General features: G+C 67.8%; 26 protein-coding genes. 21 read left to right on the forward strand and 5 right to left on the reverse strand.

All coding sequences use genetic code 11. The features are described 5' to 3' along the window. The first annotated feature begins 373 nt into the window (after positions 1-373). From typA to C0481_RS16150, 3 genes are read left to right on the forward strand one after another with little or no spacing between them, the layout of a single operon-like run. Complete coding sequence (gene typA / locus C0481_RS16140; protein ID WP_293405641.1) at positions 374-2,206, forward strand: translational GTPase TypA; 1,833 nt, start codon at positions 374-376, stop codon at positions 2,204-2,206. Then, positions 2,206-3,507 carry a CHASE3 domain-containing protein gene (locus C0481_RS16145; protein ID WP_293405642.1) on the forward strand — a complete coding sequence of 434 codons (1,302 nt, stop codon included), beginning with the start codon at positions 2,206-2,208 and terminating at the stop codon, positions 3,505-3,507. Before typA ends, C0481_RS16145 begins: the two co-directional genes overlap by 1 nt. A 17-nt stretch (positions 3,508-3,524) precedes the next feature. Beyond that, the gene (locus C0481_RS16150; RefSeq protein WP_293405782.1) at positions 3,525-3,866 is read left to right on the forward strand and encodes a response regulator; all 342 of its coding nucleotides are present in this window, start codon (positions 3,525-3,527) and stop codon (positions 3,864-3,866) included. A gap of 6 nt (positions 3,867-3,872) precedes the next feature. Here C0481_RS16150 and C0481_RS16155 read toward each other — a convergent pair whose 3' ends face one another. After that, on the reverse strand, positions 3,873-4,940 hold the full coding sequence (locus C0481_RS16155) for an HlyD family secretion protein (RefSeq protein WP_293405643.1): 1,068 nt from the start codon (positions 4,938-4,940) through the stop codon (positions 3,873-3,875). 1 nt (position 4,941) lies between these two features. Continuing rightward, positions 4,942-6,531 carry an MFS transporter gene (locus C0481_RS16160; protein ID WP_293405644.1) on the reverse strand — a complete coding sequence of 530 codons (1,590 nt, stop codon included), beginning with the start codon at positions 6,529-6,531 and terminating at the stop codon, positions 4,942-4,944. A gap of 154 nt (positions 6,532-6,685) precedes the next feature. On the opposite strand from C0481_RS16160, the gene C0481_RS16165 reads away from it, so the two are divergent. Next, positions 6,686-7,852 (forward strand): aminotransferase, encoded by a 1,167-nt coding sequence (locus C0481_RS16165; protein WP_293405645.1) that lies wholly within the window; start codon positions 6,686-6,688, stop codon positions 7,850-7,852. A 59-nt stretch (positions 7,853-7,911) separates the two neighbouring features. Here C0481_RS16165 and C0481_RS16170 read toward each other — a convergent pair whose 3' ends face one another. Next, positions 7,912-8,676, reverse strand: a complete 765-nt coding sequence (locus C0481_RS16170) for an SDR family oxidoreductase (RefSeq protein WP_293405646.1) — start codon at positions 8,674-8,676, stop codon at positions 7,912-7,914. Positions 8,677-8,765: 89 nt separating this feature from the next. Here C0481_RS16170 and C0481_RS16175 point away from each other — a divergent pair, with 89 nt between their 5' ends. From C0481_RS16175 to C0481_RS16210, 8 genes are all read left to right on the forward strand, one after another. Next, positions 8,766-9,731 carry an alpha/beta hydrolase gene (locus C0481_RS16175; protein ID WP_293405647.1) on the forward strand — a complete coding sequence of 322 codons (966 nt, stop codon included), beginning with the start codon at positions 8,766-8,768 and terminating at the stop codon, positions 9,729-9,731. Positions 9,732-9,805: 74 nt separating this feature from the next. Then, on the forward strand, positions 9,806-10,558 hold the full coding sequence (locus tag C0481_RS16180; protein WP_293405648.1) for a sulfite exporter TauE/SafE family protein: 753 nt from the start codon (positions 9,806-9,808) through the stop codon (positions 10,556-10,558). A gap of 62 nt (positions 10,559-10,620) precedes the next feature. Next, positions 10,621-12,099: a M20 family peptidase gene (locus C0481_RS16185; RefSeq protein WP_293405649.1), complete on the forward strand. Its 1,479-nt coding sequence runs from the start codon at positions 10,621-10,623 to the stop codon at positions 12,097-12,099. An 83-nt stretch (positions 12,100-12,182) separates the two neighbouring features. After that, positions 12,183-13,229, forward strand: a complete 1,047-nt coding sequence (locus C0481_RS16190) for a hypothetical protein (RefSeq protein WP_293405651.1) — start codon at positions 12,183-12,185, stop codon at positions 13,227-13,229. Between the two features lie 133 nt (positions 13,230-13,362). Then, positions 13,363-13,974 carry an ATP-dependent Clp protease proteolytic subunit gene (locus C0481_RS16195; protein WP_293405653.1) on the forward strand — a complete coding sequence of 204 codons (612 nt, stop codon included), beginning with the start codon at positions 13,363-13,365 and terminating at the stop codon, positions 13,972-13,974. A 1-nt stretch (position 13,975) separates the two neighbouring features. Then, positions 13,976-15,580 (forward strand): alpha-amylase family glycosyl hydrolase, encoded by a 1,605-nt coding sequence (locus C0481_RS16200; protein ID WP_293405656.1) that lies wholly within the window; start codon positions 13,976-13,978, stop codon positions 15,578-15,580. Between the two features lie 17 nt (positions 15,581-15,597). Continuing rightward, positions 15,598-16,698, forward strand: a complete 1,101-nt coding sequence (locus C0481_RS16205; RefSeq protein ID WP_293405658.1) for an aromatic ring-hydroxylating dioxygenase subunit alpha — start codon at positions 15,598-15,600, stop codon at positions 16,696-16,698. Between the two features lie 83 nt (positions 16,699-16,781). Continuing rightward, positions 16,782-17,564, forward strand: a complete 783-nt coding sequence (locus C0481_RS16210; protein ID WP_293405660.1) for an alpha/beta fold hydrolase — start codon at positions 16,782-16,784, stop codon at positions 17,562-17,564. Here the strand turns inward: C0481_RS16210 and C0481_RS16215 are convergent. After that, a complete protein-coding gene (locus tag C0481_RS16215) occupies positions 17,561-18,193 on the reverse strand; it encodes a glutathione S-transferase (protein WP_293405662.1) in 633 nt (210 codons plus the stop codon). The genes C0481_RS16210 and C0481_RS16215 overlap by 4 nt on opposite strands. Before the next feature lie 75 nt (positions 18,194-18,268). Between C0481_RS16215 and C0481_RS16220 the strand changes: the two genes are divergently transcribed. The 6 genes from C0481_RS16220 to C0481_RS16245 all read left to right on the forward strand — a co-directional run bounded on the left by C0481_RS16220 (position 18,269) and on the right by C0481_RS16245 (position 22,913). Next, the gene (locus C0481_RS16220; RefSeq protein ID WP_293405664.1) at positions 18,269-19,909 is read left to right on the forward strand and encodes an acyl-CoA dehydrogenase family protein; all 1,641 of its coding nucleotides are present in this window, start codon (positions 18,269-18,271) and stop codon (positions 19,907-19,909) included. 527 nt (positions 19,910-20,436) lie between these two features. Beyond that, on the forward strand, positions 20,437-20,649 hold the full coding sequence (locus C0481_RS16225) for a hypothetical protein (protein WP_293405666.1): 213 nt from the start codon (positions 20,437-20,439) through the stop codon (positions 20,647-20,649). After that, on the forward strand, positions 20,646-21,299 hold the full coding sequence (locus C0481_RS16230) for a TetR/AcrR family transcriptional regulator (protein ID WP_293405668.1): 654 nt from the start codon (positions 20,646-20,648) through the stop codon (positions 21,297-21,299). The genes C0481_RS16225 and C0481_RS16230 overlap by 4 nt, the downstream gene beginning before the upstream one ends. Positions 21,300-21,493: 194 nt before the next feature. Beyond that, positions 21,494-22,111 (forward strand): TetR/AcrR family transcriptional regulator, encoded by a 618-nt coding sequence (locus tag C0481_RS16235; RefSeq protein WP_293405670.1) that lies wholly within the window; start codon positions 21,494-21,496, stop codon positions 22,109-22,111. A gap of 33 nt (positions 22,112-22,144) precedes the next feature. Next, a complete protein-coding gene (locus C0481_RS16240; RefSeq protein WP_293405672.1) occupies positions 22,145-22,348 on the forward strand; it encodes a twin transmembrane helix small protein in 204 nt (67 codons plus the stop codon). Position 22,349: 1 nt separating this feature from the next. Then, a complete protein-coding gene (locus tag C0481_RS16245) occupies positions 22,350-22,913 on the forward strand; it encodes a cob(I)yrinic acid a,c-diamide adenosyltransferase (RefSeq protein ID WP_293405674.1) in 564 nt (187 codons plus the stop codon). Here the strand turns inward: C0481_RS16245 and C0481_RS16250 are convergent. Continuing rightward, positions 22,910-23,206, reverse strand: a complete 297-nt coding sequence (locus tag C0481_RS16250) for a hypothetical protein (protein WP_293405676.1) — start codon at positions 23,204-23,206, stop codon at positions 22,910-22,912. The two genes, C0481_RS16245 and C0481_RS16250, sit on opposite strands and share 4 nt — an antisense overlap. A gap of 158 nt (positions 23,207-23,364) precedes the next feature. Here C0481_RS16250 and C0481_RS16255 point away from each other — a divergent pair, with 158 nt between their 5' ends. The 3 genes from C0481_RS16255 (at position 23,365) to C0481_RS16265 (ending at position 26,249) form a co-directional block, all read left to right on the forward strand. Beyond that, the gene (locus tag C0481_RS16255; protein ID WP_267233061.1) at positions 23,365-24,111 is read left to right on the forward strand and encodes an electron transfer flavoprotein subunit beta/FixA family protein; all 747 of its coding nucleotides are present in this window, start codon (positions 23,365-23,367) and stop codon (positions 24,109-24,111) included. Next, positions 24,111-25,055, forward strand: coding sequence for an electron transfer flavoprotein subunit alpha/FixB family protein (locus C0481_RS16260; protein WP_293405681.1), 945 nt, complete (start codon positions 24,111-24,113; stop codon positions 25,053-25,055). The genes C0481_RS16255 and C0481_RS16260 overlap by 1 nt, the downstream gene beginning before the upstream one ends. A gap of 315 nt (positions 25,056-25,370) precedes the next feature. Next, the gene (locus C0481_RS16265) at positions 25,371-26,249 is read left to right on the forward strand and encodes a 3-hydroxybutyryl-CoA dehydrogenase (RefSeq protein ID WP_293405683.1); all 879 of its coding nucleotides are present in this window, start codon (positions 25,371-25,373) and stop codon (positions 26,247-26,249) included. The last annotated feature ends 50 nt before the right edge of the window (positions 26,250-26,299 follow it).

The following is a 26,299-nucleotide window of genomic DNA, read 5'->3' on the forward strand; positions in this document are numbered from 1 at the left end:
CCGAGGCGATAGTTTCGCAGCCCCAGGGCTCAGGCCAAAAAAAAGCCGGACCCGAAGGCCCGGCAGTTCATTAGGGAGGAAACGCCCAGGAAGGGCAGAAGCGGCAGCGCCGCCTCACAGTTCGAACATATACGGTGCGACGCACAAAACAACAAGCGATTTTGTGCCGGACCCATCACAATTTCTAAAAGCGTCGAAAAAATTCGTTACAAATCAGTGAGATTTGAAGACGCCCCAGACAGCTAAGGTTTGCTGCACCGCACAACGACACGATATCAATGTTCGGCGCCGCGGCGAGAAGGCGCTGGCGCAAAAGCCATTCGTCACCTAAAAGCGCGCGCTTCCCCAAATAGGCGCCCATAAAGCCAAATCAATGTCGCTCCGCAACATCGCCATCATCGCCCACGTCGACCACGGCAAGACCACCCTGGTCGACCAGCTCCTAGCCCAGTCGGGCATTTTCCGAGCCAATGAGGCGACGGTTGAGCGCGCCATGGACTCGAACGACCAGGAGCGCGAGCGGGGGATCACCATCCTCGCCAAGTGCACCAGCGTCCTCTGGAACGGAAAAGCGGGCGAGACCCGCATCAACATCATCGACACCCCCGGCCACGCCGACTTCGGCGGCGAAGTCGAGCGGATCCTCGGCATGGTGGACGGCTGCGTCCTCCTCGTGGACGCCGAAGAAGGCGTCATGCCCCAGACCAAGTTCGTGCTGGGCAAGGCGCTGAAGATGGGCCTGCGCCCCATCCTCTGCCTCAATAAGGTCGACCGCGCCCACGCCGATCCGGATCGCGTGCTGAACGACGCCTTCGACCTGTTCGCGGCCATGGGCGCGAGCGACGAGCAACTGGACTTCCCGCACATCTACGCGTCGGGCAAGAACGGCTGGGCGACGCTGGACCTGGCCCAGCCGAACGACAACCTCGGCCCGCTGTTCGACCTGATCGTCGACCACGTGCCGCCGCCGAAGGCCGAGGCCCGCAAGGACGAGCCCTTCCAGATGCTGTCGGTGCTGATCGAAAGCGACCCGTTCCTGGGCCGCCTGCTGACCGGCCGCATCGAAGCGGGCAAGGCTGTCCCGGGCCTGGCCATCAAGGCGCTGTCGCGTGACGGCAAGGAAATCGAGCGCGGCCGCATCACCAAGGTGCTGGCGTTCCGCGGCCTGAAGCGTCAGCCGATCGACGCCGGCGCCGAAGCGGGCGACATCGTGGCGATCGCTGGCCTTTCGAAGGCCACAGTGGCCGACACACTTTGCGCCATGGAAGTCGTCGACGCCCTTCCGGCCCAGCCGATCGACCCGCCGACCATCTCGATGACCGTCTCGGTCAACGACAGTCCTCTGGCTGGCCGCGAAGGCGACAAGGTGCAGAGCCGCGTCATCGCCGCGCGCCTGCTGAAGGAAGCCGAGTCCAACGTCGCCATCCGCGTCACCGAGACCTCCGAGAAGGACGCCTTCGAAGTCGCCGGCCGCGGCGAACTGCAGCTGGGCGTGCTGATCGAAGGCATGCGCCGCGAGGGCTTCGAAGTTTCGATCAGCCGTCCGCGCGTGGTGTTCCAGACCGATGAAAACGGACAGCGCATGGAGCCGATCGAAGACGTTATGATCGACGTCGACGACGAGTTCACCGGCATCGTCATCGAGAAGCTGTCGGCCCGTAAGGCCGAGCTGAAGGACATGGGCCCGTCGGGCGCGGGCAAGACCCGCATCAGCCTGATGTCTCCCTCGCGCTCGCTGATCGGTTATCAGGGCGAGTTCCTGACCGACACCCGCGGCTCGGGCGTGCTGAACCGCGTGTTCAGCCACTACGAGCCCTACAAGGGCGCGATCGACGCCGGCCGTAAGGGCGTGCTGGTCTCGAACTCCGACGGGGAAACCGCAGCCTATGCGCTGTGGAACCTGGAAGAGCGGGGCACCATGTTCGTCGGCGCCGGCGAGAAGACCTACCAGGGCATGATCATCGGCGAGAACAGCCGCGCCGACGACCTGGACGTCAACCCGATGAAGGCCAAGCAGCTGACCAACGTCCGCGCCTCCGGCAAGGACGAGGCCGTGCGCCTGACCCCGCCGCGCCGCATGACCCTCGAGCAGGCCATCGCCTACATCGAGGAAGACGAACTGGTCGAAGTCACGCCGAAGTCGATCCGTCTGCGCAAGCAGGTGCTGAACCCCTCCTTCCGCAAGCGGCGCGTCAAGGAGGAGTAGTGGCGCAAGCGGGGGCGGTACCCAGCATAAGCAGGCAGGCGGCGCGCGAACGCGCGTTCCGCCTGCTCGCCGGCACCGTCACCGCGCTGTTCCTGGCCTTTGCGGCCCTTGGCGGCGCCTTCGTCTGGTACGACCGCGCCGCCGGCTGGTTGACCCACGCCCATGAGGTGCGGATCGAGATCGAAGGGCTTCGGCTGTCGCTGACCGAGGCCGAGTCTGCTCAGCGGGCCTTCATCCTCACCGGCGACTCTCAGTTCACCCGGCAGATCGAAGGCGCCCGCACGACGGCGGCGATCCATATCAGCGCTCTTGAGCGGCTGACGCGCGACAATCCCGAACAACAGGAACGGCTGACGCGCCTTCAGGCGCTGATGTCCACGCGGATGGACGTGATCGACCAGACGGTCGCCGCCCGCCAGACCGGATCACCCGGAGCCGCCATCCAAATCATCCAGCGCGGCCAGGGCGTTGCAGCGATGCAAGGCGTACGCGCCATCGCCGGCCAGCTTGAACAGGAAGAGCGCCGGCTCCAGCACCAGCGCGAACGGCAGGTCACGGTCGTGCGGTCGGTGATCGTCGCCGCCCTGATCATCTTCGCGGCCCTGCTGGCCCTGCTGTTCTTCAAGGCGCTGCGCGACATCAGCCTGGACCGCGAGGCCGAGTCCGACGTGGCCCAACGGCTGCGCCGCCTGCTCGACGACCGCACCCTGCTGCTCGACGAGGTCAATCACCGGGTCAAGAATTCACTGCAGCAGATCGCCAGCGTCGTACGGCTGCAATCGCGGGCCGTGGAGCATGATGACGCCCGCGAGGCGCTGAACCGGACGCTCGACCGGATCATCGCCGTCGGCCGCGTTCACGAGCAGTTGTACAAGGCCGACGACGCCATCGGCGCATTCGACGCCGGCCGTTACACCGAGGCCCTGGCGCAGGACCTCGTCAACTCGCTGGGCCGCGACAACGTCGCCTTGGAGACCGCCATCGAGCACGCGGTGCTGGACGTGAAGCAGGCCGTCCCGCTGGCGCTGATCCTCAATGAGTTGATCACCAACGCCTTGAAATACGGCTGCCCGACCGATAGGCCCTCCACAATAAGGGTCGCCTTCGGAACAGACGGCGAGCTCTACCGTTTGAGCGTGGCCGACGACGGCGAAGGTCTGCCTAAGGACTTTTCGCCGGCGAAACGTAAAAGCCTCGGGATGCGGGCGATCGAAGCCTTGGCGAGACAGCTCGGCGGGCGCTTCGAGATAGAACAACCGAAGGCCGGCGCGTCGTTCGCCGTCGTCTTCCCCAGGAGTTGAGCCGCGCAGTGCGTATCATGGTGGTTGAGGACGACGCGTTGATCGCGCTCGACATCGTCGGCCTGCTTGAGGACATGGGCCACGAAGTCGTGGCCGAGGCCGCCGACGCCAACGAGGCCTGGACGTTGGCCGAGGGCGGCCGTCCGGACATCGCCCTGGTCGATATCCGCCTGGCCCGCGGCGCCGACGGCGGCGTGCTGGCCCGCAAGCTCTACGACAAGCTCGGCGTGCGCTCTCTGTTCGTTTCCGGCTCAATCACCGAGGAATTCCGCCGCTCGATGGCGGCCATCAAGCCGATCGGCTTCCTGGGCAAGCCGCTCAGCCGCCGCACCCTCGGCGAGGCGCTGAGCGCCGTCTAGCCGCCGCTAGCGGCGGCGCGTGTCGATGCTGACCACCGCCGACATGCCGGGCCGCAACCGGCCGGTCGCCTCCTGCCCGTCATCGAGAGTGATGCGCACCGGAATGCGCTGAACCACCTTGGTGAAATTGCCGGTGGCGTTGTCAGGCTTGATCACCGCGAACTCCGATCCCGCCGCCGGGCCGATGCGCTCGACCCTGCCCTGCAGGTTCGTTCCCGGCAGGGCGTCGATACGGACGCGAACCGGCTCGCCCACCGCCACGTCCTTCATCTGCGTCTCCTTGAAGTTGGCGGTGATCCAGACCGCCTGCGGCACCAGCCCCATCAGTTGGGTGCCAGGGGCCACATACTGGCCGACCTTGACCCCGACCTCGCCGACCTGCCCGGCGATCGGGGCTGTGATGCGGGTGTTGGCCAAATCGATCTGCGCCAGTTCGAGCGCGGCCTGCGCCTGGGCGACGGCGGCCTCCAGCGCGGCGCGGTTGACGCCGACTGAGGCTAGGTCCTCCTGCGCCACCCGACCCTGCGCCTGGGCCTGGCCGACGGCGGCCTGAGCCTGCTGAACGGCCAGGCGCAGGCGGTCCAGCTCGGTGGGCGCCAGCCAGCCCTTCTGGACCAGCGGCTCGGCGCGGCGGAAATCGGCTTGCGCCTTGGCCAGCGCGGCGCGCGCGCTCTCCTCCTCGGCCCCGACCAGGCTGATGTTGGCCTGGCCGCGACGGCGCTGCTGATCCCAGTTGGCGAGGTTGGCCTTCTGGACGGCCAGCGCCGCGTTGGCCTGCGCGACCTTCTCGCGGTAGTTCCGATCGTCGATCACCACCAGCGTCTGCCCGGCCTTCACGGGCATGAAGTCCTTGACCAGGACCTCGGCGACGTAGCCGTCCAGCTTGGGGCTGATGATCGTGACATAGCCGCGGACATAGGCGTTGTCGGTGCTCTGCACGCCGGTGTCGAACGGCGGCAGCCGCCAGGCGAACAGCACCAGCAGCACCCCGCCGATCGCGGCCAGCACGATGGGAATGGCGGCGCGCGACCAGGGACGTTTGGCGGGGGGCGGGGCGGGCGCGGTGTCGCTCACGTCAGACGGCCTCGGCTGGGGTCATGGCGGCGGCCCGCCGCGCCCGCGCATCCTCGCGCAGGCGCAGGGCCAGGAGATAGGCGAAGACCAGCAACGACAGCACGGCGATCACCCGGAAGACGTCGGCATAGGCCAGCACCGTGGCCTCGCGCGTCGCCAACTGGCTCAACAGGGCGAGGCCCTCGCCCTGGCGCAGCGCCGGATCGGTGATCGTCCCGCCATAGGCGCCGGCGTACTGGCGCACGCGCGCGGCCACCTGCGGATCGGTCAGCAGCAGCCGCTCGACGATCTGGGCCGAGTGGGCCTTCTCGCGCACCGTCATCAGCGTGCCCAGGAAGGCCGAGCCGGCCAGCGCGCCGAGGCTCTGCCCGGCCCCGAAGATGACGGCGAAGCTGATGATGAACTCCTGCCCCTGGCGCAGTGCGCGGCCGAAGCCGGCCAGCATGGCGGCAGGCAGGAACAGGGCGCTGGCGAAGGCGATAAGGCCCTGACTGAAGTACATCTGCTCGGGCCGGGTGAGGCTGGTGACGTGGCTGTCCCAGTAGGCCCCCGCCGCGATCAGCAGCAGCGCGATCAGGGCCGGGGTCGAGACCCGCGCCGGATTGATGGTCACAGCGACGATCACCACGCCCGCCAGCGTCGCCCAGAACATCACCCAGGACAGGCCGCGCAGCTGATCGTTGTTCATCCCCATCGCCTGCAGAAAGCCGAAGGCTCCGACGCCCTGCTCGGACAGCACGATGCGGAACAGCAGGATGATCACCACCAACCGCAGCATGTCGGCGCTGGACAGCCATCGGATGTGCAGCAGCGGCTTGTCCCTGTGCAGTTCGACCAGCACCGAGGCGGCGAGCAGCACGATGGCCGCGACCAGCGCCCAGCCCAGCCATGGCGCGTCGAACCACCAGACATAGCGGCCCTGGGCCAGCACGGCGCAGAGCAGCGCCACCCCCGGGGCGAAGAGCGCAAAGGTCAGGAAATCGCGCGCCTGGAACATCTTCACCCGCGGCATCGGCGGCACACGCACCAGATTGACGGCCACCAGGCACAGCAGGCTGAGCGCGATCTCCAGCAAATAGAGGCCATGCCACTGGCCGATCTGCAGCAGGTCCGAGGACGCCAGCCGCGACAGCGGCGCGGCCAACTGGCTCCAGCCGACCCCGAGCGCGATCCCCATCGGCCGACGGTGCTCGGGCACCGCGGCGATCATGTAGAGCAGCGCCATGGTCGACAGCGCCGTGGCCGCAACGCCAGAGGCCGCCCGCACCGCGATGGCCGAGCGCAGGTCGTCCGTGAACAGGTGGGCGATGGCGACGACGATAAACAGGCCAAGCCCGATATCGCCGAACAGGCGCAGGCCGTACTGGAAGCGGAACTTGATCGCCAGCAGGCCGATGGTGGCGTTGGTCGCGGTGTAGGCGGTCGACAGCCACGCCGCCTCGTTCGGATAGGCCCCGAGCGAACCCTGGATCCAAGGCAGGTTGTTGTTGACCAGGTTGAAGCCCAGGCCCTGGGTCAGGCCAAGCAGGAGCGAAACGCCGCCGTAGGCGAGCGCCCGCCTCCAGCCGGTCGGCGGTTGGGATCCGCCCATGCCTCCTGCCCCTCCTTCACCGCGGGACGGCGCCCGCAAGCTAGAGCGGCCGAGCCATCCAGACCTCACAACGCGTATCCGCCCGGCTGGTCGCATCATCGAGGTGAGATCGACGGGCGAGGCGTCCGGCGCCCAGCTGTGCTAGGCAAACCGCATGGCCAACCCGATCTTTGCAAACCTTCCCACGACCATCTTCGAGGAGATGTCGGGCCTGGCCCGCGAGCTGGGGGCGATCAATCTCGGCCAGGGCTTTCCGGACGATCCCGGCCCGCAAGCGATCCGCGAGCGCGCCGCCGACGCGGTGCTGAACGGCTACAACCAATATCCGCCGATGGCCGGGTTGCCCGAACTGCGCGCCGCCGTCGCCGCCCACTACGCCCGCACCCAGGGCCTGGACTTCGACTGGGCCAGCGAAATCACTATCACTTCCGGCGCCACTGAGGCGTTGGCCGCCGCCTTCCTCGGGCTCATTCAACCGGGCGACGAGGTGGTGGTCTTCCAGCCGCTGTACGACGCCTACCTGCCGCTGATCCGCCGGGCCGGCGGCGTGCCGCGGCTGGTCAAGCTCAGCCCGCCGCACTGGCGCTTCGACCGCGCCATGCTGGAGGCGGCGTTCAGCCCCAAGACGCGGTTCGTGGTGCTGAACAACCCGATCAATCCGGCCGGCGCGGTGCTGCCGCGCGAGGACCTCGCCCTGCTGGCCGACTTCTGCGTCGCCCACGACGTGATCGCGATCTGCGACGAGGTCTGGGAGCAGGTGGTGTTCGACGGCGCCCGGCACCTGCCGCTGATCGCCTTCCCCGGCATGCGCGAGCGGACGGTGAAGATCGGCTCGGCCGGCAAGATGTTCGGCCTCACCGGCTGGAAGGTCGGCTTCCTGTGCGCTGCGCCTGAGCTGACCCGCGCCCTGTCGCGCACGCACCAGTTCCTGACCTTCACCACCGCGCCGAACCTGCAGGCGGCGGTCGCCTGGGGGCTGGAAAACAGCGGCGACTGGTTCGCGACGATGCCCCGAGACCTGCAGCGCTCACGCGATCGGCTGGCCGCGGGGCTGGCCAGCGAGGGGTTCGTCACCCTGCCGGCCCAGGGCACCTACTTCCTCAACATCGATCTGGCGGCTTCAGGGATCGCAGAGCCCGACCGCACCTTCGCCCTGCGCGCGGTCAAGGACGCCGGCGTCGCCAGCATTCCGGTCTCGGCCCTCTACGAGGAGGACCACGTGACCACCATCCTGCGGCTTTGCCTGGCCAAGAACGACCAGACTCTGGACGAGGGGGTGCGTCGGCTGGCCAAGGCGCGGGACCTCTCGCGCCAAGCCTGAGGTAATACCGCGGAGCTGGGGGCGGAAGCGCTCGCCGCTTCGCGCCCCTTCGGCTCCGATCAGGAGGTCGAGCCGCCGTCGATGACCACGGTCTGACCAGTCATCCACGAGCCGGCCTTGGAGGCCAGGAACACCGCCCCGCCGGCGATGTCGTCCGGCTCGCCCAGCCGGCGCAGCGGCGTGCCCGACGAGGCGCGCTTTTCGCCTTCCGGAGTGTCCCACAGCGCCTTGGCGAAGTCGGTCTTCACCAGGCCCGGCGCGATGCAGTTGACCCGGATGTTGTCCGGCGACAGCTCCTGGGCGAGGTTGCGCGCCAGCTGCATGTCGGCGGCCTTGGAAATCGCATAGGCGCCGATCACCGCCGTGCCGCGCAGGCCGCCGATCGACGAGATGATGATGACCGAGCCGTCCTTACGCTCGCGCATCTCCGGCGCGACCATGTTGATCAGCCAGTTGTTGGCGATGACGTTGTTCTCGAGAATCTTGCGGAACTGGTCGTCGGCGATGCCGCTCATCGGGCCGTAGTAGGGGTTCGAGGCCGCGTTGCAGACCAGGATGTCGATCTTGCCGAACGCCTTGCGGGTCTCGTCGACCAAGCGCTGAAGGTCTTCCTTCGACGAGATGTTGGCCGGCACGGCGATCGCCGCGCCCGGGTGCTTGGCGTTGATCTCGGCGGCGACTTCCTCGCAGGGGCCGGCCTTGCGCGAGGAGATGGTCACCTTGGCGCCGTGCTCGGCCATCCGCTCGGCGATCGCCTTGCCGATCCCGCGCGAGGATCCGGTGATGACAGCGACCTTGCCGGTCAGGTCGAACAGTTCGCCCATGGCGTTCCCTCCAAACACGTGTTTGATTTTGTCGTGGCCATTTGCGGCGCCGGGCGCCGTTGGGTCAAGCGGTTCGGGGAGAAGCCAGCATGCCGGAATTTCGTGAGATCGCCTTGCCGGAGGTCACGCTCCGCGCCGCCGTCGAAGGAGAAGGGCCGCTGGTCCTGATGGTCCACGGCTTTCCGGAGAGCTGGTACAGCTGGCGCCATCAGATGAGCCCCGTGGCCGAGGCCGGGTTCACCGCCTGCGCCATCGACGTGCGCGGCTACGGCGGCTCCTCGCGGCCGCCGGCTGTCGAAGACTACGACATGGAGCACATGGTCGCCGACGTGGCCGGGGTGATCGAGGCGTTGAGCCCCGACGCGCCCGCCGTGCTGGTCGGACATGACTGGGGCGCGCCGATCGTCTGGAACACCGCCCTCATCCGCCCGGACCGGGTGCGCGCGGTGGCCGGCCTGTCGGTGCCCTATACCGGCGTGCCCAAGCGGCCATTCAGCGACATGATCGAGAGCGTCTTCACCAGCCGCGGCAAGTTCTTCTACCAGGCCTGGTTCCAGAACGTCGGACCGGCCGAAGCCGAGCTGGAGGCCAATGTCCGCGACGGCCTTCGCAAGTTCTACTACGCGATCAGCGGCGATGCTCCGGATGGGACCTGGCCCAGCAACAAGACCCACGGCCAGAGCCTGCTGGAGGGTCTGGTCGACCCCGCCCCCTTCCCCGCCTGGCTGACCGACGCCGACCTCGACTACTACGTGGCCGAATTCGAGCGCTCCGGCTTCCGCGGCCCGATCAACCGCTATCGCAACCACCAGCGCGACTTCGAGTACCTGCGTCAGTTTGAGGGCCGCAAGATCGAGCAGCCGTCACTGTTCGTCGGCGGCGAGCGCGACCTGGTGCTGTCGATGCTGGGCAAGGGCGACCTGATGGCGATCATGGGCGCGGAGATGCCCGACCTCCGCGGCGCCGACGTGCTGCCCGGCTGCGGCCACTGGACCCAGCAGGAGCGTCCGCAGGAGGTCAACGACCGGCTGCTGCCCTGGCTCAAGTCGCTCTAGCCTTCGCGGCCGGCGAAGGCTGACCCCGGCGACCGCGCATTGTGCGGCCGCCCCGTCCGGCGCAGCTTGCCGCCATGGGAAGCGGGATCCTGTTGCTGGGCGCGGGGCTACTGGCGGGGGCGATGAACGCTCTGGCCGGGGGCGGCTCGTTCGTCACCCTGCCGGCGCTGATCGCGGCGGGCGTGCCTTCGGTGGCGGCGAACGCCTCCAGCACCGTGGCGCTCTATCCCGGCGGCCTGGCCAGCGCCTGGGTCTACCGCCAGGGCCTGACGCAGGTCTGCGGCGTGCCGATCCGCCCAATGCTGGTCGTCACCCTGGCGGGGGGCCTGGCCGGCAGCCTGCTGCTGCTGTGGACCCCGTCCTCGACCTTCGACGTCATCCTGCCCTGGCTGCTGCTGACCGCGACCCTGGCGCTGGCCTTCGGGCCGCGGATCGCGCCCTGGCTGCAGCGCCATGCCCAAGCGGGCCCGATCCCGATCCTGGCGCTGCAGTTCGCGCTGGGCGTCTACGGCGGCTACTTCGGCGGCGCGGTCGGGCTGATGATGATGGCCGCCTGGAGCCTGCTGGCCGGGGTCGACCTCAAGCAGCTCAATCCGGCGCGCACCCTGATGGTCAGCGCCGCCAACACGGTCGCTGTCCTGTGCTTTGCGATCGCCGGGGCGGTGCGCTGGCGCGAGGCGCTGATCGTCGCGGCCGGGGCCCTGGCCGGCGGATATCTGGGTGCGCTCGTCGGCCGACGGTTGGATCCCAGGGTGGTGCGCGCGGCCACCATCGCCCTCTCGGTCGTCATGACTGCAGTGTTCTTCGCCCGCGCCGCCCGCGGCTAGCAGCCGGCTTCTCTTCCCTAGGGTCGCCGACCTATGGTCGTGTTTCAGAGGAGAGGGGACGCATGAAACTCATCGGTAAAATCGCCTTGGGCCTGGTCGGGCTGATCATACTGCTCGCGGCCATAGTCGTGATCAGGACGCTGACCTACAAGCCCAACGCCGGCGCGGACCTCTCCAAGGTGAAACTGGCGCCGACGGTGGCGATCGACACCGCCAAGGCGGCCGAGCACCTGTCGCAGTCGATCCAGTTCCAGACCATCAGCCACCAGGACAAGGCCGACAATCAGCTCGGCGAGTGGGACAAGCTGCACGCCTGGCTGCAGACCACCTATCCGGCCGCGCACGCGGCGATGAAGCGTGAAGTCGTCGCCGGCCATACGCTGGTCTACACCTGGGCCGGGTCGGACCCCGCCCTGGCGCCGGTGGTGCTGATGGCGCACCAGGACGTCGTGCCGGTGACGCCGGGCACCGAGGACGACTGGAAGCACCCGCCGTTCGGCGGCGTGATCGCCGAGGGTTCGGTCTGGGGCCGCGGCGCGATCGACGACAAGGGCTCGCTGGTCACGCTGTTCGAGGGCGTCGAGGCCCTGGCCCAGCAGGGCTACAAGCCCAAGCGCACGCTGATCCTTGTCTCGGGCCACGACGAGGAAGCCGGCGGCACCGGCGCCCAGGCCGTCGCCGACCTCTTCAAGTCGCGCGGGATCAAGGCCCAGTTCGTGCTCGACGAGGGCATGGCGATCATTTCGGACAACCCGCTGACCGGCGGCCAGGTGGCGCTGATCGGCATCGCCGAGAAGGGCTATGCGACCCTGATGGTCACGGCCGAGGCCGATGGCGGCCACTCCTCAGCCCCGCCGGCCGATTCCGGTGGCGTGCTGACCCTGGCCCGGGCGGTGACCAAGATCGCCGAGGACCAGGCGCCGATGAAGCTGGACGGTCCAGGCGGCATGATGATGGAGACCCTGGCGCCACAGGGCTCGTTCATGATCCGCATGGCGATGGCCAACCGCTGGCTGTTCGAGCCGCTGATCATCAAGCAGGCGGCGGCCACCCCGTCGGGCGCAGCGCTGCTGCACACCACCATCGCCCCGACCATGCTGAAAGGCAGCCCCAAGGAGAACGTGCTCCCGCAGGACGCCACGGCGTGGATCAACTACCGCATCGCGCCCGGCGACAGTTCCGAGGGCGTGCTCGCACGGGCCAAGGCCGCGGTCGGCGCGCTGCCGGTGACCTTCGCCTGGAGCCGCAAGCCGAATGAGCCCTCGCCGGTCTCGTCGACCACGTCGGAGGCCTGGAAGATGGTCGCCGCCCTGGCCGGGGACACCGCCAAGTCGCCGGTCGCGCCCAGCCTGGTGACCGCTGGCACCGACAGCCGCTACCTGGTCGGGGTGGCCGACGACGTCTACCGCTTCCAGCCGATGGTCTTCTCGCTGGAGACCATCAAGATGATCCACGGCACCAACGAGCACATGAGCCTGGAGAACCTGGACCGTGCGGTGCAGTTCTATGCCCGCCTGATCGCCACCAGCACCGCCGGTTAGGTCACGCGCCTACGCCGCATCGACAAGCCGCCCGGATTGCGACACATCCGGGCGATCGTCCAACCGCGCGGACCGCGACCTGAATGCTCAACTGGATCTATTCGACCTTTGGCGAGGCCTGGGGTCCGCTGCGGCTGTTCAACTCGTTCTTCTTCCTCTCCGGGGCGGGCTTCGCAGTGTGCGCCCTGGGCACCTGGCTGTTGCTGCCGAAGCTGTGGGGCCTGCTGCCCACCGACCGCGGCCGGGCGTTCGCGGTCAACGCCGAGCTGAGCGTCGGCAAGCCGGTCAGCGCCGGCCTGATCTTCATCACCATCTTCAGCCTGGCCTGCATGGTGTTCGTACCGTTGACGGCCAAGCCGCTGCTGACCGTGCCGTTCATGCTGGCGGCGCTGATCGTCGGCTATCTGGACGACCGCCGCGGCGGCTTTTCCGAGTACCAGCTGGCGATCATGGACGCCGCCATCGCCTTCGGCGCGGCTGCGGTGATCTATGGATTCCAGCCCGTGCAGATCTGGCTGCCCGGCTGGAAGGGCGTACTGACCCTGGCGCCGTGGATCTCGATCCCGATGGCGGCCGGCGTCATCTGGCTGTCGATCAACGCCACCAACTGCTCAGACGGGGTCGACGGCGTCTCCGGCAGCCTGAGCGGCACGGCGATCCTGCTGCTGGGCGGCCTGCTCTACACGGTGATCGGCAACGAGGCGGTGGCCGGCCACCTGCACATCCCGCTCAACCGCGACGGCGCCAACTGGGCGATCATGGCCTTCCTGATGGTCGGCTGCATCGCCGGCTACCTCTGGTACAACGCCCCGCCCAGCCAGGTGCTGATGGGCGACGCCGGCTCGCGGCCGATCGGGCTGTTGATCGGCATGCTGGTGGTGGCGACCAACAACCCGCTGTTCCTGCTGTTGATCGGCTCGGTGCTGCTGCTGAATGGCGCGACCGGCCTGGTGAAGGTGGCGCTGATGCGGTTCTTCGGCCTGAAGGTGCTGTCGAAGGTGCGCTTCCCGCTGCACGACCACGTCCGCAAGGAACTCGGCTGGTCGAACAGTCAGGTGCTGGTGCGCTTCATGCTGCTGCACCTGGGGGTTTCGGCGCTGCTCCTGCTGCTGGCGCTCAAGGTCCGCTGAAGCAACGACTTCGTCAGACAAACCGCCTAGAGACACCTTGCCCGCGCAATATCCGCTCTTGCGCGGCCTTCCGGCTCTTGCGAAGCGCCGCTGCGCATCGCACGTTCCGGACTAACCGAATTGGAGACCCCATATGCGTAACTGGCGCCTGGACGAAGACGACGACAGCGAAGACGGCGCCCGCAAGCCCGACATGCCGATGACGGCCGGGCCTGTGCAGAACGCGCTCTACAAGTCGCGCACCGTGCTGGTGTTCGGCGAGATCGACATGCGCCTGGCCGAGCGGGTCACCGCCCAGCTGCTGGCCCTGTCGGCCGAAAGCGACAAGCCGATCAAGGTGGTGATCAACTCGCCCGGCGGCCACGTCGAGAGCGGCGACACCATCCACGACATGATCCGCTACTGCGGTCCGCAGGTGAAGGTGATCGGCACCGGCTGGGTGGCCTCGGCCGGCGCGCACATCTTCCTGGGCGCGACCAAGGAAAACCGCCTCTGCCTGCCCAACACCCGCTTCCTGCTGCACCAGCCGATGGGCGGCGTGCGCGGTCAGGCCAGCGACATCCAGATCGAGGCCGAGGAGATCGTGAAGATGCGCGAGCGCGTCAACCGCATGATCGCCAAGGAAACCGGGCATCCCTACGAAAAGATCGTCAAGGACACCCAGCGGAACTTCTGGATGAGCGCCGAAGCCGCCGTCGAGTACGGCCTGGTCTCGAAGATCATCCACAGCGCCAGCGAGGCGTAAGGTGTTGTCGGCCGCGCCCTGGTGGAAGGGCGCGGTCGTCTACCACATCTATGTGCGGAGCTTCTTCGACTCCGACGGCGACGGCCACGGCGACCTGGCCGGGGTCCTCGCCAAACTGGACTACATCGAGAGCCTCGGCGTCGACGCCATCTGGCTCTCGCCCGTCCACCCCTCGCCCAACCGCGACTGGGGCTACGACATTTCTGATTATGAAGGCGTCCAGCCCGACTACGGGACCATGGACGACCTGCAGGCGCTGATCGACGCCGCTCACCGGCGCGGCCTGAAGGTCCTGCTGGACGAGGTGCTGTCGCACACCTCCGACGAGCATCCGTGGTTCGCCGAGAGCCGCGACGGCGGCGCTGAGGGCCCCAAGGCCGATTGGTACGTCTGGGCCGATCCGGCCCGCGACGGCACGGCGCCCAACAACTGGCTGTCGGTGTTCGGCGGCCCGGCCTGGGCCTACCAGCCGGCGAGGCGCCAGCACTATCACCACAAGTTCCTGCGCCAGCAGCCGAAGCTGAACTGGCGTCATCCCGAGGCCAAGGCCGCCGCCCTGCGGGTGCTGGAGTTCTGGCTGGAAAAAGGGATCGACGGCTTCCGGCTCGACGTCGCCGGGACCTTCCTGCACGACGACACCCTGACCGACAATCCGGCGGTGCCGGCCGAGCAGCGCACCCGCCATCACTGGGCGCACGCCAGCGAGATGCAGCGCCACCTGCACGACTCCAACCTGCCGGAGAACGTGCCGCTGCTGGACGAGATCCGCCGGCGGGTCGACGCCTTCGACGAGCGCTTCGTGTTCGGAGAGTTCTCAGAGGAGGAGGAGCGCTGCGGAGCCTACTGCACGCCCGACGAGGGGCTGCATTCGGCCTACACCTTCGTGCTGCTGCACGCTCGGCGGCTGTCGCCGGACATCTTCCGCGACCACTACGACACGCTGGACCGGTTCCCCGGCCACTGGCCGTGCATCTCGTTCTGCAACCACGACATTCCGCGCACCGCCACGCGCTTCGGCGGCGGCGAGGCCGTCGCCCGGCTGATGCTGGCCCTGCTGCTGACGCTGAAGGGCACGGTGCTGCTCTATCAGGGCGAGGAGCTCGGCCTGCCCGAGGCCCAGAGCCTGACCCGTGAGGAGATCCGCGATCCGGTCGGCGACCTCTACTGGCCGATCGCCAAGGGCCGCGACGGCTCACGCACGCCGATGCCGTGGACCGAGGGGCTCCACATGGGGTTCTCTTCCGGCAAGCCCTGGCTGCCGCTGGCCGTCGAGCACGCCGGGCTGTCGGCGGCGAGCCAGGAGGCGGTGAGCGATTCGACCCTCGCCTTCTCCCGCGCCCTGCTGGCCCTGCGCCGCGACACGCCGGCCCTGGTGACCGGCGACTTGGAAATGGTCAGCGCGCCCGAGCCGCTCCTGGTCTTCATCCGCCGCGCGGGGGACCAGCAGATCGCCTGCGTGTTCAACATGGGCGCGGCGCCGGCCGTGTTCGGCGACGAACGCCTGGCCGGCGCAGAGATATTGCTCCCCGGTCCGGGGGAGGCGAGCCTGGACGGCGCAGCTCTCCACATGGGCGCCCACTCGGCCAGGTTCCTGCGGCTCGCATGACGCGCTAGAAGGGGCTCATGCCCGACGGCGACGCCAAAACCACACCCACCGCCGACACCAAGTTCGGTCGCGGCTTCCTGCACGACATCTGGTACTTCGCCGCCCTCTCGGGCGACCTGAAGGCCGGAAAGCTGCAACGCTTTGAGATCCTCGGCGAGCCGATCCTGCTGGGTCGCGACCGCGCCGGGAAGGTCTATGCGCTCAAGGACATCTGTCCGCACCGCGCCGCGCCGCTGTCGGCCGGCAAGCTGACCCGCGAGGCTGACGGCGCTGAGAGCGTCGAGTGCCCCTATCACGGCTGGCGGTTCAAGACCGACGGCGCCTGCGCGGCGATCCCGTCGCTGGTCGACGACCAGGCGATGGACGTCAGCCGCATCCGGGTGCGCAACTATCCGGCCGCCGAGAGCCAGGGCCTGGTGTTCGTCTGGATCAGCTCCGATCCGCGCTTCACCGGCGAGCCGAGCGAGCCGCCGCCCGTGTTTCCCGGCGTGGTCGGCGGCGGGCCCAAGCTGGTCGACCGCATGGATTTCGATGCGCACATCGACCACGCGGTCGTCGGGCTGATGGACCCGGCCCACGGCCCCTATGTGCACCAGCAATGGTGGTGGCGTTCGGCCAAGAGCCAGCACGAGAAGGCCAAGAAGTTCGAGCCGCGCGAGCAGGGCTTCGCCATGGTCCGTCACGAGCCCAGCAAGAACAGCCGCGCCTATGCGATCCTCGGCGGCGAGCCGCTGACCGAGATCACCTTCCGCATCCCCGGCCTGCGCTGGGAGCACGTGACCGTCGGCCAGCGCCAGGTGCTGTCGCTGACCTGCCTGACGCCGATCCACGAAACCAAGACCCGGATCACCCAGATCGTCTGGTCCGACCACCCCGCCTTCCTGGTGCTCAAGCCGTTCATCGCCGCCGGGGCGCGCGCGTTCCTGCGCCAGGACGGCGACATGGTGAACCTGCAGAACGAGGGACTGCGCTACGATCCCTCGCTGCTGTGGATCGACGACGCCGACCGCCAAGCCAAGTGGTACCAGCAGCTGAAGCGCGAATGGACCGCCAGCCGCAAGGCCGGCCGCCCGTTCGAGAATCCCGTCGAGGCCGCGACCCTGCGCTGGCGCAGCTGACGAGGACTTGCCTTCCGGTCCGCCGGGGGTTCTGTTGAGCGCCGTTATTTTGACGACGCATTCAATTCGAGCCCTTTGCGAACATGGATTTCACGACCAGCGACGGCTTCACCCTCGCCTATGACGACCAGGCTCCCGCCGACTACGAGCGGGCGATCCTGCTGGTTCACGGCTTCACCTCGAACCGCAACGAAGGCTGGAAGCGGACCGGCTGGTATGCGGCGTTGGAGCGTCGCCGCTTCCGGGTGATCGCGCTCGATCAGCGCGGCCATGGTCAGAGCGGCAAGGCCTATGAGCCGACCGCTTATTTACGCGAAAACCTGGCCCGCGACGTGGTCGAGCTGATGGACCACCTCGGCGTCAATCGGGTCGACCTGTTCGGCTACTCGATGGGCGCGCGGGTCGCCGCGGCGGCGGCCGTGGCCGCGCCGCACCGGTTCTCGAACCTGATCCTCGGCGGGGTCGGCGACAAGATGCTGACGGAGCGGCCCTCGGCGCGCGGCGACGTGATGGCCCAGGCCATGCTGGCCGACGATCCGGAGACCATCACCGAGCCGTTCCTCAAGAGCTTCCGCCAGTTCGCCGACGAGCAGGGCGAGGACCGCCGCGCCCTGGCCGCCTTCGTCCAGGCCGAGAACCCGCCGCTGGACACCGAAGGCTTTGCGACCCTGCCGATGCCGGTGCTGGTCGTGGCGGGTCAGCGCGAGACCAACGGCGCCCCCGAGCTGCTGGCCCAAGCGTTCGGCGACGGGCGCGGAGTGGTGATCCCCGGCTGCGACCACTTCTCCGCCATCCCGCACGCCCTGACCAAGGCCGCCGTCTTCGACTTCATCGACGGCGTGCTGGACGATCCCTGGGCGCGTTAGTCCTTGGGACCAAGGTTGTAGGGGCCGCCCTTGCCCAGCGCCTTGCGGTAGGCCGGACGATCCTGGAAGCGCCGCACCCAGGCGGCGATGTTCGGATAGGTCGCGAACTGGCCGAAAGCGCCGGCCACCTCGCCGACGAAGCTCATCTGGATGTCGGCGGCGGTCAGGTCCTTGCCCATCAGGTAGTCGCGGCCCTCGAGCGCGCGGTCGACATAGCTGAGATGGTTGGCCATCTCGCCTTGGATGCGCGGATGCAGCGGCGCGCCGGCCTCGCCCAGACGGGCGACGTACATGTTGAGCATCAGCGGCAGCATGGCCGAGCCCTCAGCGTAGTGCAGCCACTGCTGATGGGCCTCGTGGTCTGGCGTGCCGACCGGCGGGGCCAGGCGGCCCGCCGCGTGGTGGCGCAGCACGTAGTCGATGATGGCGCCGGATTCCGCGATCGTGGCGCCCTCCTCGGTCACCACCGGCGACTTGCCCAGCGGATGCACGGCGGTCAGCTCCGGCGGCGCCAGCCGGGTGGCCGCGTCGCGCTGGTAGGCCTTGATCTCGTAGGGGAGCCCCAGCTCCTCCAGCAGCCACAGGATGCGCTGCGAGCGCGAGTCGTTGAGGTGATGGACGACGATCATGGCGCTTCCTCCGCTTTTCACTTGGCGTAGCGTCACCGATGACGTGCGGCAAGCTTGCCCTATAGTCGGGCCGCCATGATGCTTGCGAACCTTACCGGCCTGCTGGCCGACGCCGCCGACGCCGCCGAAACCTATGTCGCCGAGGCCCGCCGGGCGGTGGCGGCCCGTGTGGCCCGCGACGGGCGGCTGGATCGCGACGCTTTGGACCGCGAACAGCACGTCGCCCACGGCCTGGCCTGGGCCGCCGCCTACGCCGAGACCCTGCGCCAGACGGCCGCCTGGGCCGCCGCCCTTGAGGGCGAAGGACGGCTCGGCGAGGCTGAGGGCCTGCCCGCCCAGTTGCTGGCGTTCGAGTATCTGAGCCAGCTGGCCGGCGGCTTGCCGATGAACCAGGGCGAAACCTTCCGCCCCGCCGACCTCGGCCTGGACGCGGGGCGGCTGGCGCCGGTGATCGCCAGCCTGGCGCCGGGCGCGACGCAGCCGGTGAAGAACCGCATCGTCGAGCTGCTGGAGGCCGCCCACGGCCGCCCGTCGCTGGAGGCCAGCGGCCTGGACGAGACCCTGGAACATGTCCGCGACCAGTTCCACGCCTTCGCCGAGGAGAAGATCGTCCCGTTCGCCCATGGCTGGCATCTGCGCGACGAACTGATTCCGCTACCGCTGATCGACGAGCTGGCGGCGCTGGGCGTGTTTGGCCTCACCGCGCCGGAGGAGTTCGGCGGCTCGGGCCTGGGCAAGGTCGCCATGTGCGTGGTGTCCGAAGCGCTGTCGCGCGGCTGGATCGGAACCGGCTCGCTCGGCACCCGCTCGGAGATCGCCGCCGAACTGATCCTGGCGCACGGCACCGACAGCCAGAAGCAAGAGCTGCTGCCGGCCATCACCAGCGGCGAGATCATTCCCACGGCGGTCTTCACCGAGCCGGAGGCCGGCTCCGACCTCGGCTCGCTGCGCACGCGCGCGGTGCGGTCGGGCGAGGCCTGGGAAGTCACCGGCGCCAAGACTTGGATCACCCATGCGGCGCGCGCCGACCTGATGACGCTGCTGGTCCGCACCGATCCGGCGTCGAAGGACCACCGCGGCCTGTCGATGTTCCTGGCCGCCAAGCCGCGCGGCACGGTCAGCGATCCCTTCCCCGCCCCAGGCATGAGCGGCGGCGAGATCGGGGTGATCGGCTATCGCGGCATGAAGGAGTACGAAATCGCCTTCGACGGCTTTTCGGTGCCGCACGACCGGCTGCTGGGCGGTCAGGAGGGCCAGGGCTTCGTGCAGCTGATGGCGACCTTCGAGAGCGCCCGCATCCAGACCGCCGCCCGCGCCATCGGGGTGGCGCAGTCGGCGCTCGATCTGGCCGTCGACTATGCGATCGCGCGCAAGCAGTTCGGGCGGCCGATCTCCGACTTCCCGCGGGTGGCCAACAAGCTGGCGATGATGGCGGCCGAGTTGGTCGGCGCGCGGCGGCTGACCTGGTTCGCCGCACGGGCCAAGGACGAGGGCCGCCGCTGCGACCTGGAGGCTGGCATGGCCAAGCTGGTCGCCGCACGGATCGCCTGGGCCTGCGCCGACAACGCCGTCCAGATTCACGGCGGGACCGGCTTCGCCACCGAGCAACCGGTCAGCCGCGTCCTGGCCGACGCCCGGATCCTCAACATTTTCGAGGGCGCCGGCGAGATCCAGGCCCAGGTCATCGCGCGGCGGCTGCTGGACGGCGCGAACTGATAGCGCTGATATTTTGGCGGACGACATGCCAATACTCGCGGGCGGCTCGACTACACGATTTCTTGAAGACCGCTCGCGCGCTCCCTGATCGTCAGTCTCACCCTGCCGAACCCGCGGCTGTTACTGCCGCTCGCCTTGGACAGAAGTCCAATTCGACCTGAAAACGGCGGGTCGTCGCCTTCCGAAATATCGCCGGTAGGGGGTGAGGATTGGGCCCCGCCGTACGTCTTGGGTGTGCACCCTGCCGCACACCGGCCATACGCGGAGCGAGAAACTCGCTCGCCACACGACGTTTTACGAGCGCGCTCAGCGAGTCCCGGTTTTTTGGACTGGCGGGCGCCCGACACAGCCCCTTCGGATTTCACAGCAAAACGCCGGTCTGCGACGCTGCGCCACACGGCAAAGCCCTGCCTGCCACGTTACATGCTGCCTGCGCACGCATATTGCGAAACAAGTTCGTTGAACGAGTTCAACCAAACCCATCACTTGGACCCGCCGAGCTGAAGGGCTAAGAGGAATCAGTGGTCATGACGACCTGCGTCACCGCCGTCCGCTCCCCCCCGGGCGGCGACCTAGCCGTAGAAAACCCGAGCCAGCTCGTCGCCGAGCTGCGCGACGCGGCCCAGACGGGACTGCGCCTCGCGCTGCAAGGCGCAGAGCGGATCACCAAGGTAGTGAAAGAGTATTGCGTAGAGTTCGAACAGCCGATGGCGCTGGCTACGGCGAGGATCGCCCGATGAAACACGTTTCCAGCAACATCGAAGTCGCCGGCGAGACCCAGGTCCGCGTTCCGACCCGCCGCGCGCTCGCCAAGCAGCAGACCCGCGCCAAGGTGCTGGCCGCCGCCCGCCGCCTGTTCTCGGAAGCCGGCTATGAAGGCGCGACCATCCGCGACATCGCCGCCGAGGCTGGCATGTCGACCGGCGCGGTGTTCGCCAACTTCACCGACAAGTCGGACCTGTTCCGCGAGATCATGGTCGCCGACATGGAGGCCCTGGTCGAAGCGATGCGCGACGGCGCCTCGCGCGGCCGCGGCGTCGACGACACGCTGCTGAAGCTGTTCGTCGCCGGTTACGCCTTCTACAAGACCCGCCTGCCGCTGGCCCGCGCCGCCTTCGGGATCTCCTGGATCCCTGAGCAGGGCCTGGAACTGCGCAACCTGCCGCCGGTGCTGGAACTGCAGGAACTGTTCACCGAGCAGCTGACGCAAGGCGTCGAGCGCGGGGAGCTGTCGCAGGAAGCCGAAGTGAAGCTGCGCAGCCAGATGCTGTTCGATTGCTACCTGGCCAATTACCAGGAAGCGATCTTCGGCGGCTGGAGCCTCGAGGCGCTGCAGGCCAAGTCGAAAGACCAGATCCGCGTGATCCTGGCCGGCGCTCGTCGCGGCTGACGACGGCCTAGACTGAACAGGGCGAGATCTGCTCCAGCAGGATCAGGTCTCGCCCTTGCTATGCCTGGGGTATTTCCAGGCTTTAGCTCCGCGGCGAGTTGTCGCATCTTCTCACATCACGCATTCCTGAAGCGGGATTCGCCCTAAGCACTTGCCCGGGGCGCCTGCACGGCCATGCAGGCTGGGGGGAACATTTGAGCGTACGTAAGTCCCAAAAGGAGGCGACGCGTCAGCGCGTGCTCGACGCCGCCCGAGATCTGTTTGAAAACAAGGGCTTCGACGCCACCACGGTCCGCGAGATCGCCAGTTTGGCGTCGGTGTCGGTCGGCAGCGTTTTCACGACCTTTTCGTCCAAGAGCGACATCCTCAGCCAGGTCATGGCCGATCGGCTGGACGCGCTCTACGCCGAGCTGGACCGGCTGGTGCCGCATCTGCGCGGATCGACGCCGGATCGACTGCAATCGATCTTCGCCATCCACTACGCCTTCGAGACGCGGCGCACGCGGCTGTTCCTGGCCCACATCGCTGCGGCCTACAACTGGACGCTCAGCCCCTCCAGCCGCCCTTACGGCCGCAATCAGCGCCTGCGGTTGGTGATCCGCGACTGCCTCACCGACGGCATCACTCGCGGCGATGTTGACCCGACCGCCGACCTGGAAGTCGTCGTCGACGCCCTGATGGCCTCCTACGCCTGGACCTACCGGCTGGCCGCCTGGGAAGACGCCGACGCCGAGGCGATGAGCAAGGTGATGGACCGCCACATCGGGCTGATCGCCAGCGGATTTCGTCTACCTGCGGCAGCGAACCGATAGGCCGACGGCCGCGATCTCGGCTAAGATCACGGCATGAACATCTTCACCTACCTGATCCCCATCAGCCTGGCGGCGGTGACCCTCACCCTGTTCATCGGGCTGTATGCGTTGTTCCGCGGCGGCGATTTCGGCCGCTCCTACTCGAACAAGCTGATGCGGCTGCGTGTGGCGCTGCAGGCGTTCGCCATCGCCATCCTGGTGCTGGCGGTCTGGTGGCGCGCCAAGTTCGGCGGCTGACTTGGTCACGCTCAACAAGATCTACACCCGCACCGGCGACGCCGGGACCACCCGGCTGGCGACCGGCCAGCCGGTCTCCAAGTCCTCGCTGCGGGTCGAGGCGTACGGCGCGGTCGACGAGGCCAACGCCTGTCTGGGCTTGGCGCGGCTGCACACCGAGGGCGAGTTCGACGCCATGCTGGCGCGGGTGCAGAACGAGCTCTTTGACCTGGGCGCCGATCTGGCCACACCGCCGCAGGACGGCGAGACCCACGCCCTGCGCATGGTTCAGTCGCAGATCGACCGGCTGGAGCACGAGATCGATACGATGAACGCGCAGCTGCCGCCGCTGGCCTCATTCATCCTGCCGGGCGGAACCGCGGCCGCGGCGCATCTGCACCTGGCGCGCACGGTCGCACGGCGCGCCGAGCGTATCGCCGTCGCACTGGTCGAGGCGGGCGAGACCGTCGGGCCCGAGGCGATGAAGTACCTGAACCGCCTGTCGGACTTCCTGTTCGTGGCCGCCAGGCACGCCAACGACCGGGGCGCGGCCGAGGTGTTCTGGAGCTCCGGCGCGACCCGTTAGGGTTTGGACTCGACCTTGGGGGCGACCGCTTCCGGCGCCTTTTCAGCGCGGACCTTGGCGGCGTCGGCCTTGGCTGCGGCGCGGGTCTTGTCATCCTTGATCACCCGGCCGGTGATGTCGGAGATCAGGATCGGGCTGGCGCAGGTGCGGCTTCGCCAATCCCACCAGTCGCCGGCTTCCTCGCACTTCTGGCCAGGCCACACCCAGCCGATGTGATAGACGAAGGTCCCGGCGCTCAGGACGACGAAAAGGCCGAGAAAGATCAGCTTCAGCCGGTCGATGGTACGGTTCATGGCGTGCTTCTAGTCTTCGGTTCGGGAGCCTGCTAGCGGCTTCGTTCGCCGAAATTGCGGCGAACTGTGATCCCTCGCCGACTTGCAATGCTCGGCGGAACCGTTATGCCGCATCCGACCGAATTTTTCGCAAAAACAATTTGAGGCGCTAGCGACCCATGAAGGTGTTGGTCCCGGTCAAACGGGTGATCGATTCAAACGTCAAGGCCAGGGTGAAGTCCGACCAATCGGGCGTCGACCTCGCCAATGTGAAGATGTCCATCAATCCCTTCTGCGAGATCGCAGTCGAGGAGGCCGTGCGCCTGAAGGAAAAGGGCACCGCGAGCGAAGTGGTGGTCGTCTCCATCGGCCCGGCTCAAGCTCAGGAAACCCTCCGTCAGGCTCTGGCCATGGGCGCTGACCGCGCCGTGCTGATCCAGACCGACCAGGACCTGGAGCCGCTGGAAGTGGCCAAGGTGCTCAAGGCGGCGATCGCCGAAGAGAACCCGAACGTGGTGATCATGGGCAAGCAGGCCATCGACGGCGACAACAACGCCACCGGCCAGATGCTCGCCGCCATTCTCGACTGGCCGCAGGCGACCTTCGCCTCGGCGATCGAGCTCTCGGCCGACACCGCCAAGGTGACCCGCGAAGTCGACGGCGGCCTGCAGACCATCGAGGTCGGCCTGCCCGCCATCATCACCGCGGACCTGCGCCTGAACGAGCCGCGCTACGCTTCGCTGCCGAACATCATGAAGGCGAAGAAGAAGCCGCTGGACGTCAAGGAAGCCGCCTCGCTGGGCGTCGACCTGAAGCCGCACCTGAAGGTCCTGAAGGTCGCCGAGCCCGCCAAGCGCTCGGCCGGCATCAAGGTTGAAACCGCCGGCGACCTGGTCGCCAACCTGAAGACCGCGGGGGTGCTCTAATGGCTGTTCTCGTCATCGCCGATCACGACAACGCGTCGCTGAAGGACTCCACCAACAAGACCATCACCGCCGCGCTGGCCCTGTCGGGCGACGTCGACGTGCTGGTCGCCGGCAAGGACGCCAAGGCCGCGGCTGACGCCGCCGCTAAGGTCGCCGGCGTGCGCAAGGTGCTGCTGGCCGAAAGCGACGAGCTGGGCCAAGGCCTGGCCGAAGCCGTCGAAGCCACCGTCGTTCCGCTGATGGGCGGCTACGACGCGGTGCTGACCCCGGCCACCTCGCAGGGCAAGAACTTCAGCCCGCGCATCGCCGCGAAGCTGGACGTCGCGCAGATCTCGGAAATCGTCGAAGTGGTCAGCAACGACACCTTCGTTCGCCCGATCTACGCCGGCAACGCGCTGGAAACCGTCCAGTCGTCGGACGGCAAGAAGGTCATCACCGTCCGCGCCACCGCCTTCAAGGCGGCCGGTGAAGGCGGCTCGGCCTCGGTCGAAACCGTTCCCGCCGGCGCCGTCTCGGCCAAGGTGAAGTTCGTCGACCAACAGCTGGTGAAGTCGGCCCGTCCGGAACTGGCCGGCGCCAAGATCGTCGTCTCCGGCGGTCGCGCCATGGGTTCGGCCGAAGAGTTCCAGAAGGTCATCGAGCCGCTCGCCGACAAGCTCGGCGCGGCGGTCGGCGCATCGCGCGCCGCGGTGGACGCTGGCTATGCTCCGAACGACTACCAGGTCGGCCAGACCGGCAAGGTCGTCGCCCCGGAACTGTACATCGCCGTCGGCATCTCGGGCGCGATCCAGCACCTGGCCGGCATGAAGGACTCCAAGGTCATCGTCGCAATCAACAAGGACGGCGACGCGCCGATCTTCCAGGTCGCCGACTTCGGCCTGGTCGCGGACTACAAGACCGCGGTGCCGGAACTGATGGACGCCCTGACCGCGGCCGGCAAGTAAACCGGACGAGGTTCCAGGAACCTAACGATCAAGGGGCGGCCCCGCGAGGGACCGCCCCTTTTTCATGCCCGCCCGCCTCGAGGGCCGACCAGATCGACGGGCGCGGGGACACCCCGAAACTCGACCGGACACACGCATTGCGCGACTGGCTGACGGCCGAAGCGGCTCGGGGCCAGACGTGAATCCTTGATCTGCCAAAGGGCTACGCTGCGTCGCAGCAAAAGCCTTGGCTTGGGCGCCGTTCCGCATGTTAGAAACCCGTCGCAAACGGGCGCGCAGGGGAGTGCGCCCAGGTCATTCGAGGCTTATTTCGGCATGGTTCAGATTAAGTCGGTCGGCATTATCGGCGCAGGTCAGATGGGAGCGGGCATCGCTCATGTCTGCGCCCTGGCGGGATACGACGTCCTGCTGCACGACGTCAGCGAAGACCGGATCATCGCCGGCCGCTCGCTGATCGAGAAGAACCTGAGCCGCCAGGTCGTGAAGGGCGCGATCGCCCAGGACGCCATGGACGAGGCGATGGCCCGCATCAAGCCGGCCCCCGAACTGCAGACCATCGGCCAGACCGACCTGGCCATCGAGGCCGCCACCGAGAACGAAGAGGTCAAGAAGACCATCTTCAAGGCCCTGACCCCGCACCTCGGCCCGGACACCATCCTGGCGTCGAACACCTCGTCGATCTCGATCACCCGCCTGGGCGCGGCCTCGGATCGGCCGGAGCGCTTCATCGGCCTGCACTTCATGAACCCGGTGCCGCTGATGAACCTCGTGGAGATCATCCGCGGGATCGCGACCGATGCGGCCACCTACGAAAACGCCGTCAACTTCGCCAAGTCGCTGGGCAAGACCACCGCCAACGCCGAGGACTTCCCGGCCTTCATCGTCAACCGGATCCTGGTGCCGATGATCAACGAGGCGATCTACACCCTCTACGAAGGGGTCGGCACCGTCGACGCCATCGACACCGCGCTGAAGCTGGGCGCCAATCATCCGATGGGCCCGCTGGAACTGGGCGACTTCATCGGCCTCGACACCGTGCTGTCGATTATGAACGTGCTCTACGAAGGCCTGGCCGATTCCAAGTATCGCCCCTGCCCGCTGCTGGTGAAGTACGTCGAAGCCGGTTGGCTGGGCCGCAAGGCCGGCCGCGGCTTCTATGACTATCGTGGCGAGAAGCCCGTGCCGACCCGGTAAGAGACCGGCGAACGCTTCAGAACTGTGAAGCGTTCGTTAATCCATTCGAC

It is taken from the genome of Phenylobacterium sp. (assembly GCF_013822795.1).
Taxonomy (GTDB): Bacteria; Pseudomonadota; Alphaproteobacteria; order Caulobacterales; family Caulobacteraceae; genus Phenylobacterium.

What these genes read in the sequence shown, in the direction of transcription:
- typA (WP_293405641.1), top strand. Translation starts at nt 374, where the DNA reads ATGTCGCTCCGCAACATCGCCATCATCGCCCACGTCGACCACGGCAAG.
- C0481_RS16150 (WP_293405782.1), top strand. Translation starts at nt 3,525, where the DNA reads ATGGTGGTTGAGGACGACGCGTTGATCGCGCTCGACATCGTCGGCCTG.
- C0481_RS16160 (WP_293405644.1), bottom strand. Translation starts at nt 6,531, where the DNA reads ATGGGCGGATCCCAACCGCCGACCGGCTGGAGGCGGGCGCTCGCCTAC.
- C0481_RS16165 (WP_293405645.1), top strand. Translation starts at nt 6,686, where the DNA reads ATGGCCAACCCGATCTTTGCAAACCTTCCCACGACCATCTTCGAGGAG.
- C0481_RS16170 (WP_293405646.1), bottom strand. Translation starts at nt 8,676, where the DNA reads ATGGGCGAACTGTTCGACCTGACCGGCAAGGTCGCTGTCATCACCGGA.
- C0481_RS16175 (WP_293405647.1), top strand. Translation starts at nt 8,766, where the DNA reads ATGCCGGAATTTCGTGAGATCGCCTTGCCGGAGGTCACGCTCCGCGCC.
- C0481_RS16180 (WP_293405648.1), top strand. Translation starts at nt 9,806, where the DNA reads ATGGGAAGCGGGATCCTGTTGCTGGGCGCGGGGCTACTGGCGGGGGCG.
- C0481_RS16185 (WP_293405649.1), top strand. Translation starts at nt 10,621, where the DNA reads ATGAAACTCATCGGTAAAATCGCCTTGGGCCTGGTCGGGCTGATCATA.
- C0481_RS16190 (WP_293405651.1), top strand. Translation starts at nt 12,183, where the DNA reads ATGCTCAACTGGATCTATTCGACCTTTGGCGAGGCCTGGGGTCCGCTG.
- C0481_RS16195 (WP_293405653.1), top strand. Translation starts at nt 13,363, where the DNA reads ATGCGTAACTGGCGCCTGGACGAAGACGACGACAGCGAAGACGGCGCC.
- C0481_RS16205 (WP_293405658.1), top strand. Translation starts at nt 15,598, where the DNA reads ATGCCCGACGGCGACGCCAAAACCACACCCACCGCCGACACCAAGTTC.
- C0481_RS16210 (WP_293405660.1), top strand. Translation starts at nt 16,782, where the DNA reads ATGGATTTCACGACCAGCGACGGCTTCACCCTCGCCTATGACGACCAG.
- C0481_RS16215 (WP_293405662.1), bottom strand. Translation starts at nt 18,193, where the DNA reads ATGATCGTCGTCCATCACCTCAACGACTCGCGCTCGCAGCGCATCCTG.
- C0481_RS16220 (WP_293405664.1), top strand. Translation starts at nt 18,269, where the DNA reads ATGATGCTTGCGAACCTTACCGGCCTGCTGGCCGACGCCGCCGACGCC.
- C0481_RS16225 (WP_293405666.1), top strand. Translation starts at nt 20,437, where the DNA reads ATGACGACCTGCGTCACCGCCGTCCGCTCCCCCCCGGGCGGCGACCTA.
- C0481_RS16230 (WP_293405668.1), top strand. Translation starts at nt 20,646, where the DNA reads ATGAAACACGTTTCCAGCAACATCGAAGTCGCCGGCGAGACCCAGGTC.
- C0481_RS16240 (WP_293405672.1), top strand. Translation starts at nt 22,145, where the DNA reads ATGAACATCTTCACCTACCTGATCCCCATCAGCCTGGCGGCGGTGACC.
- C0481_RS16250 (WP_293405676.1), bottom strand. Translation starts at nt 23,206, where the DNA reads ATGAACCGTACCATCGACCGGCTGAAGCTGATCTTTCTCGGCCTTTTC.
- C0481_RS16255 (WP_267233061.1), top strand. Translation starts at nt 23,365, where the DNA reads ATGAAGGTGTTGGTCCCGGTCAAACGGGTGATCGATTCAAACGTCAAG.
- C0481_RS16260 (WP_293405681.1), top strand. Translation starts at nt 24,111, where the DNA reads ATGGCTGTTCTCGTCATCGCCGATCACGACAACGCGTCGCTGAAGGAC.
- C0481_RS16265 (WP_293405683.1), top strand. Translation starts at nt 25,371, where the DNA reads ATGGTTCAGATTAAGTCGGTCGGCATTATCGGCGCAGGTCAGATGGGA.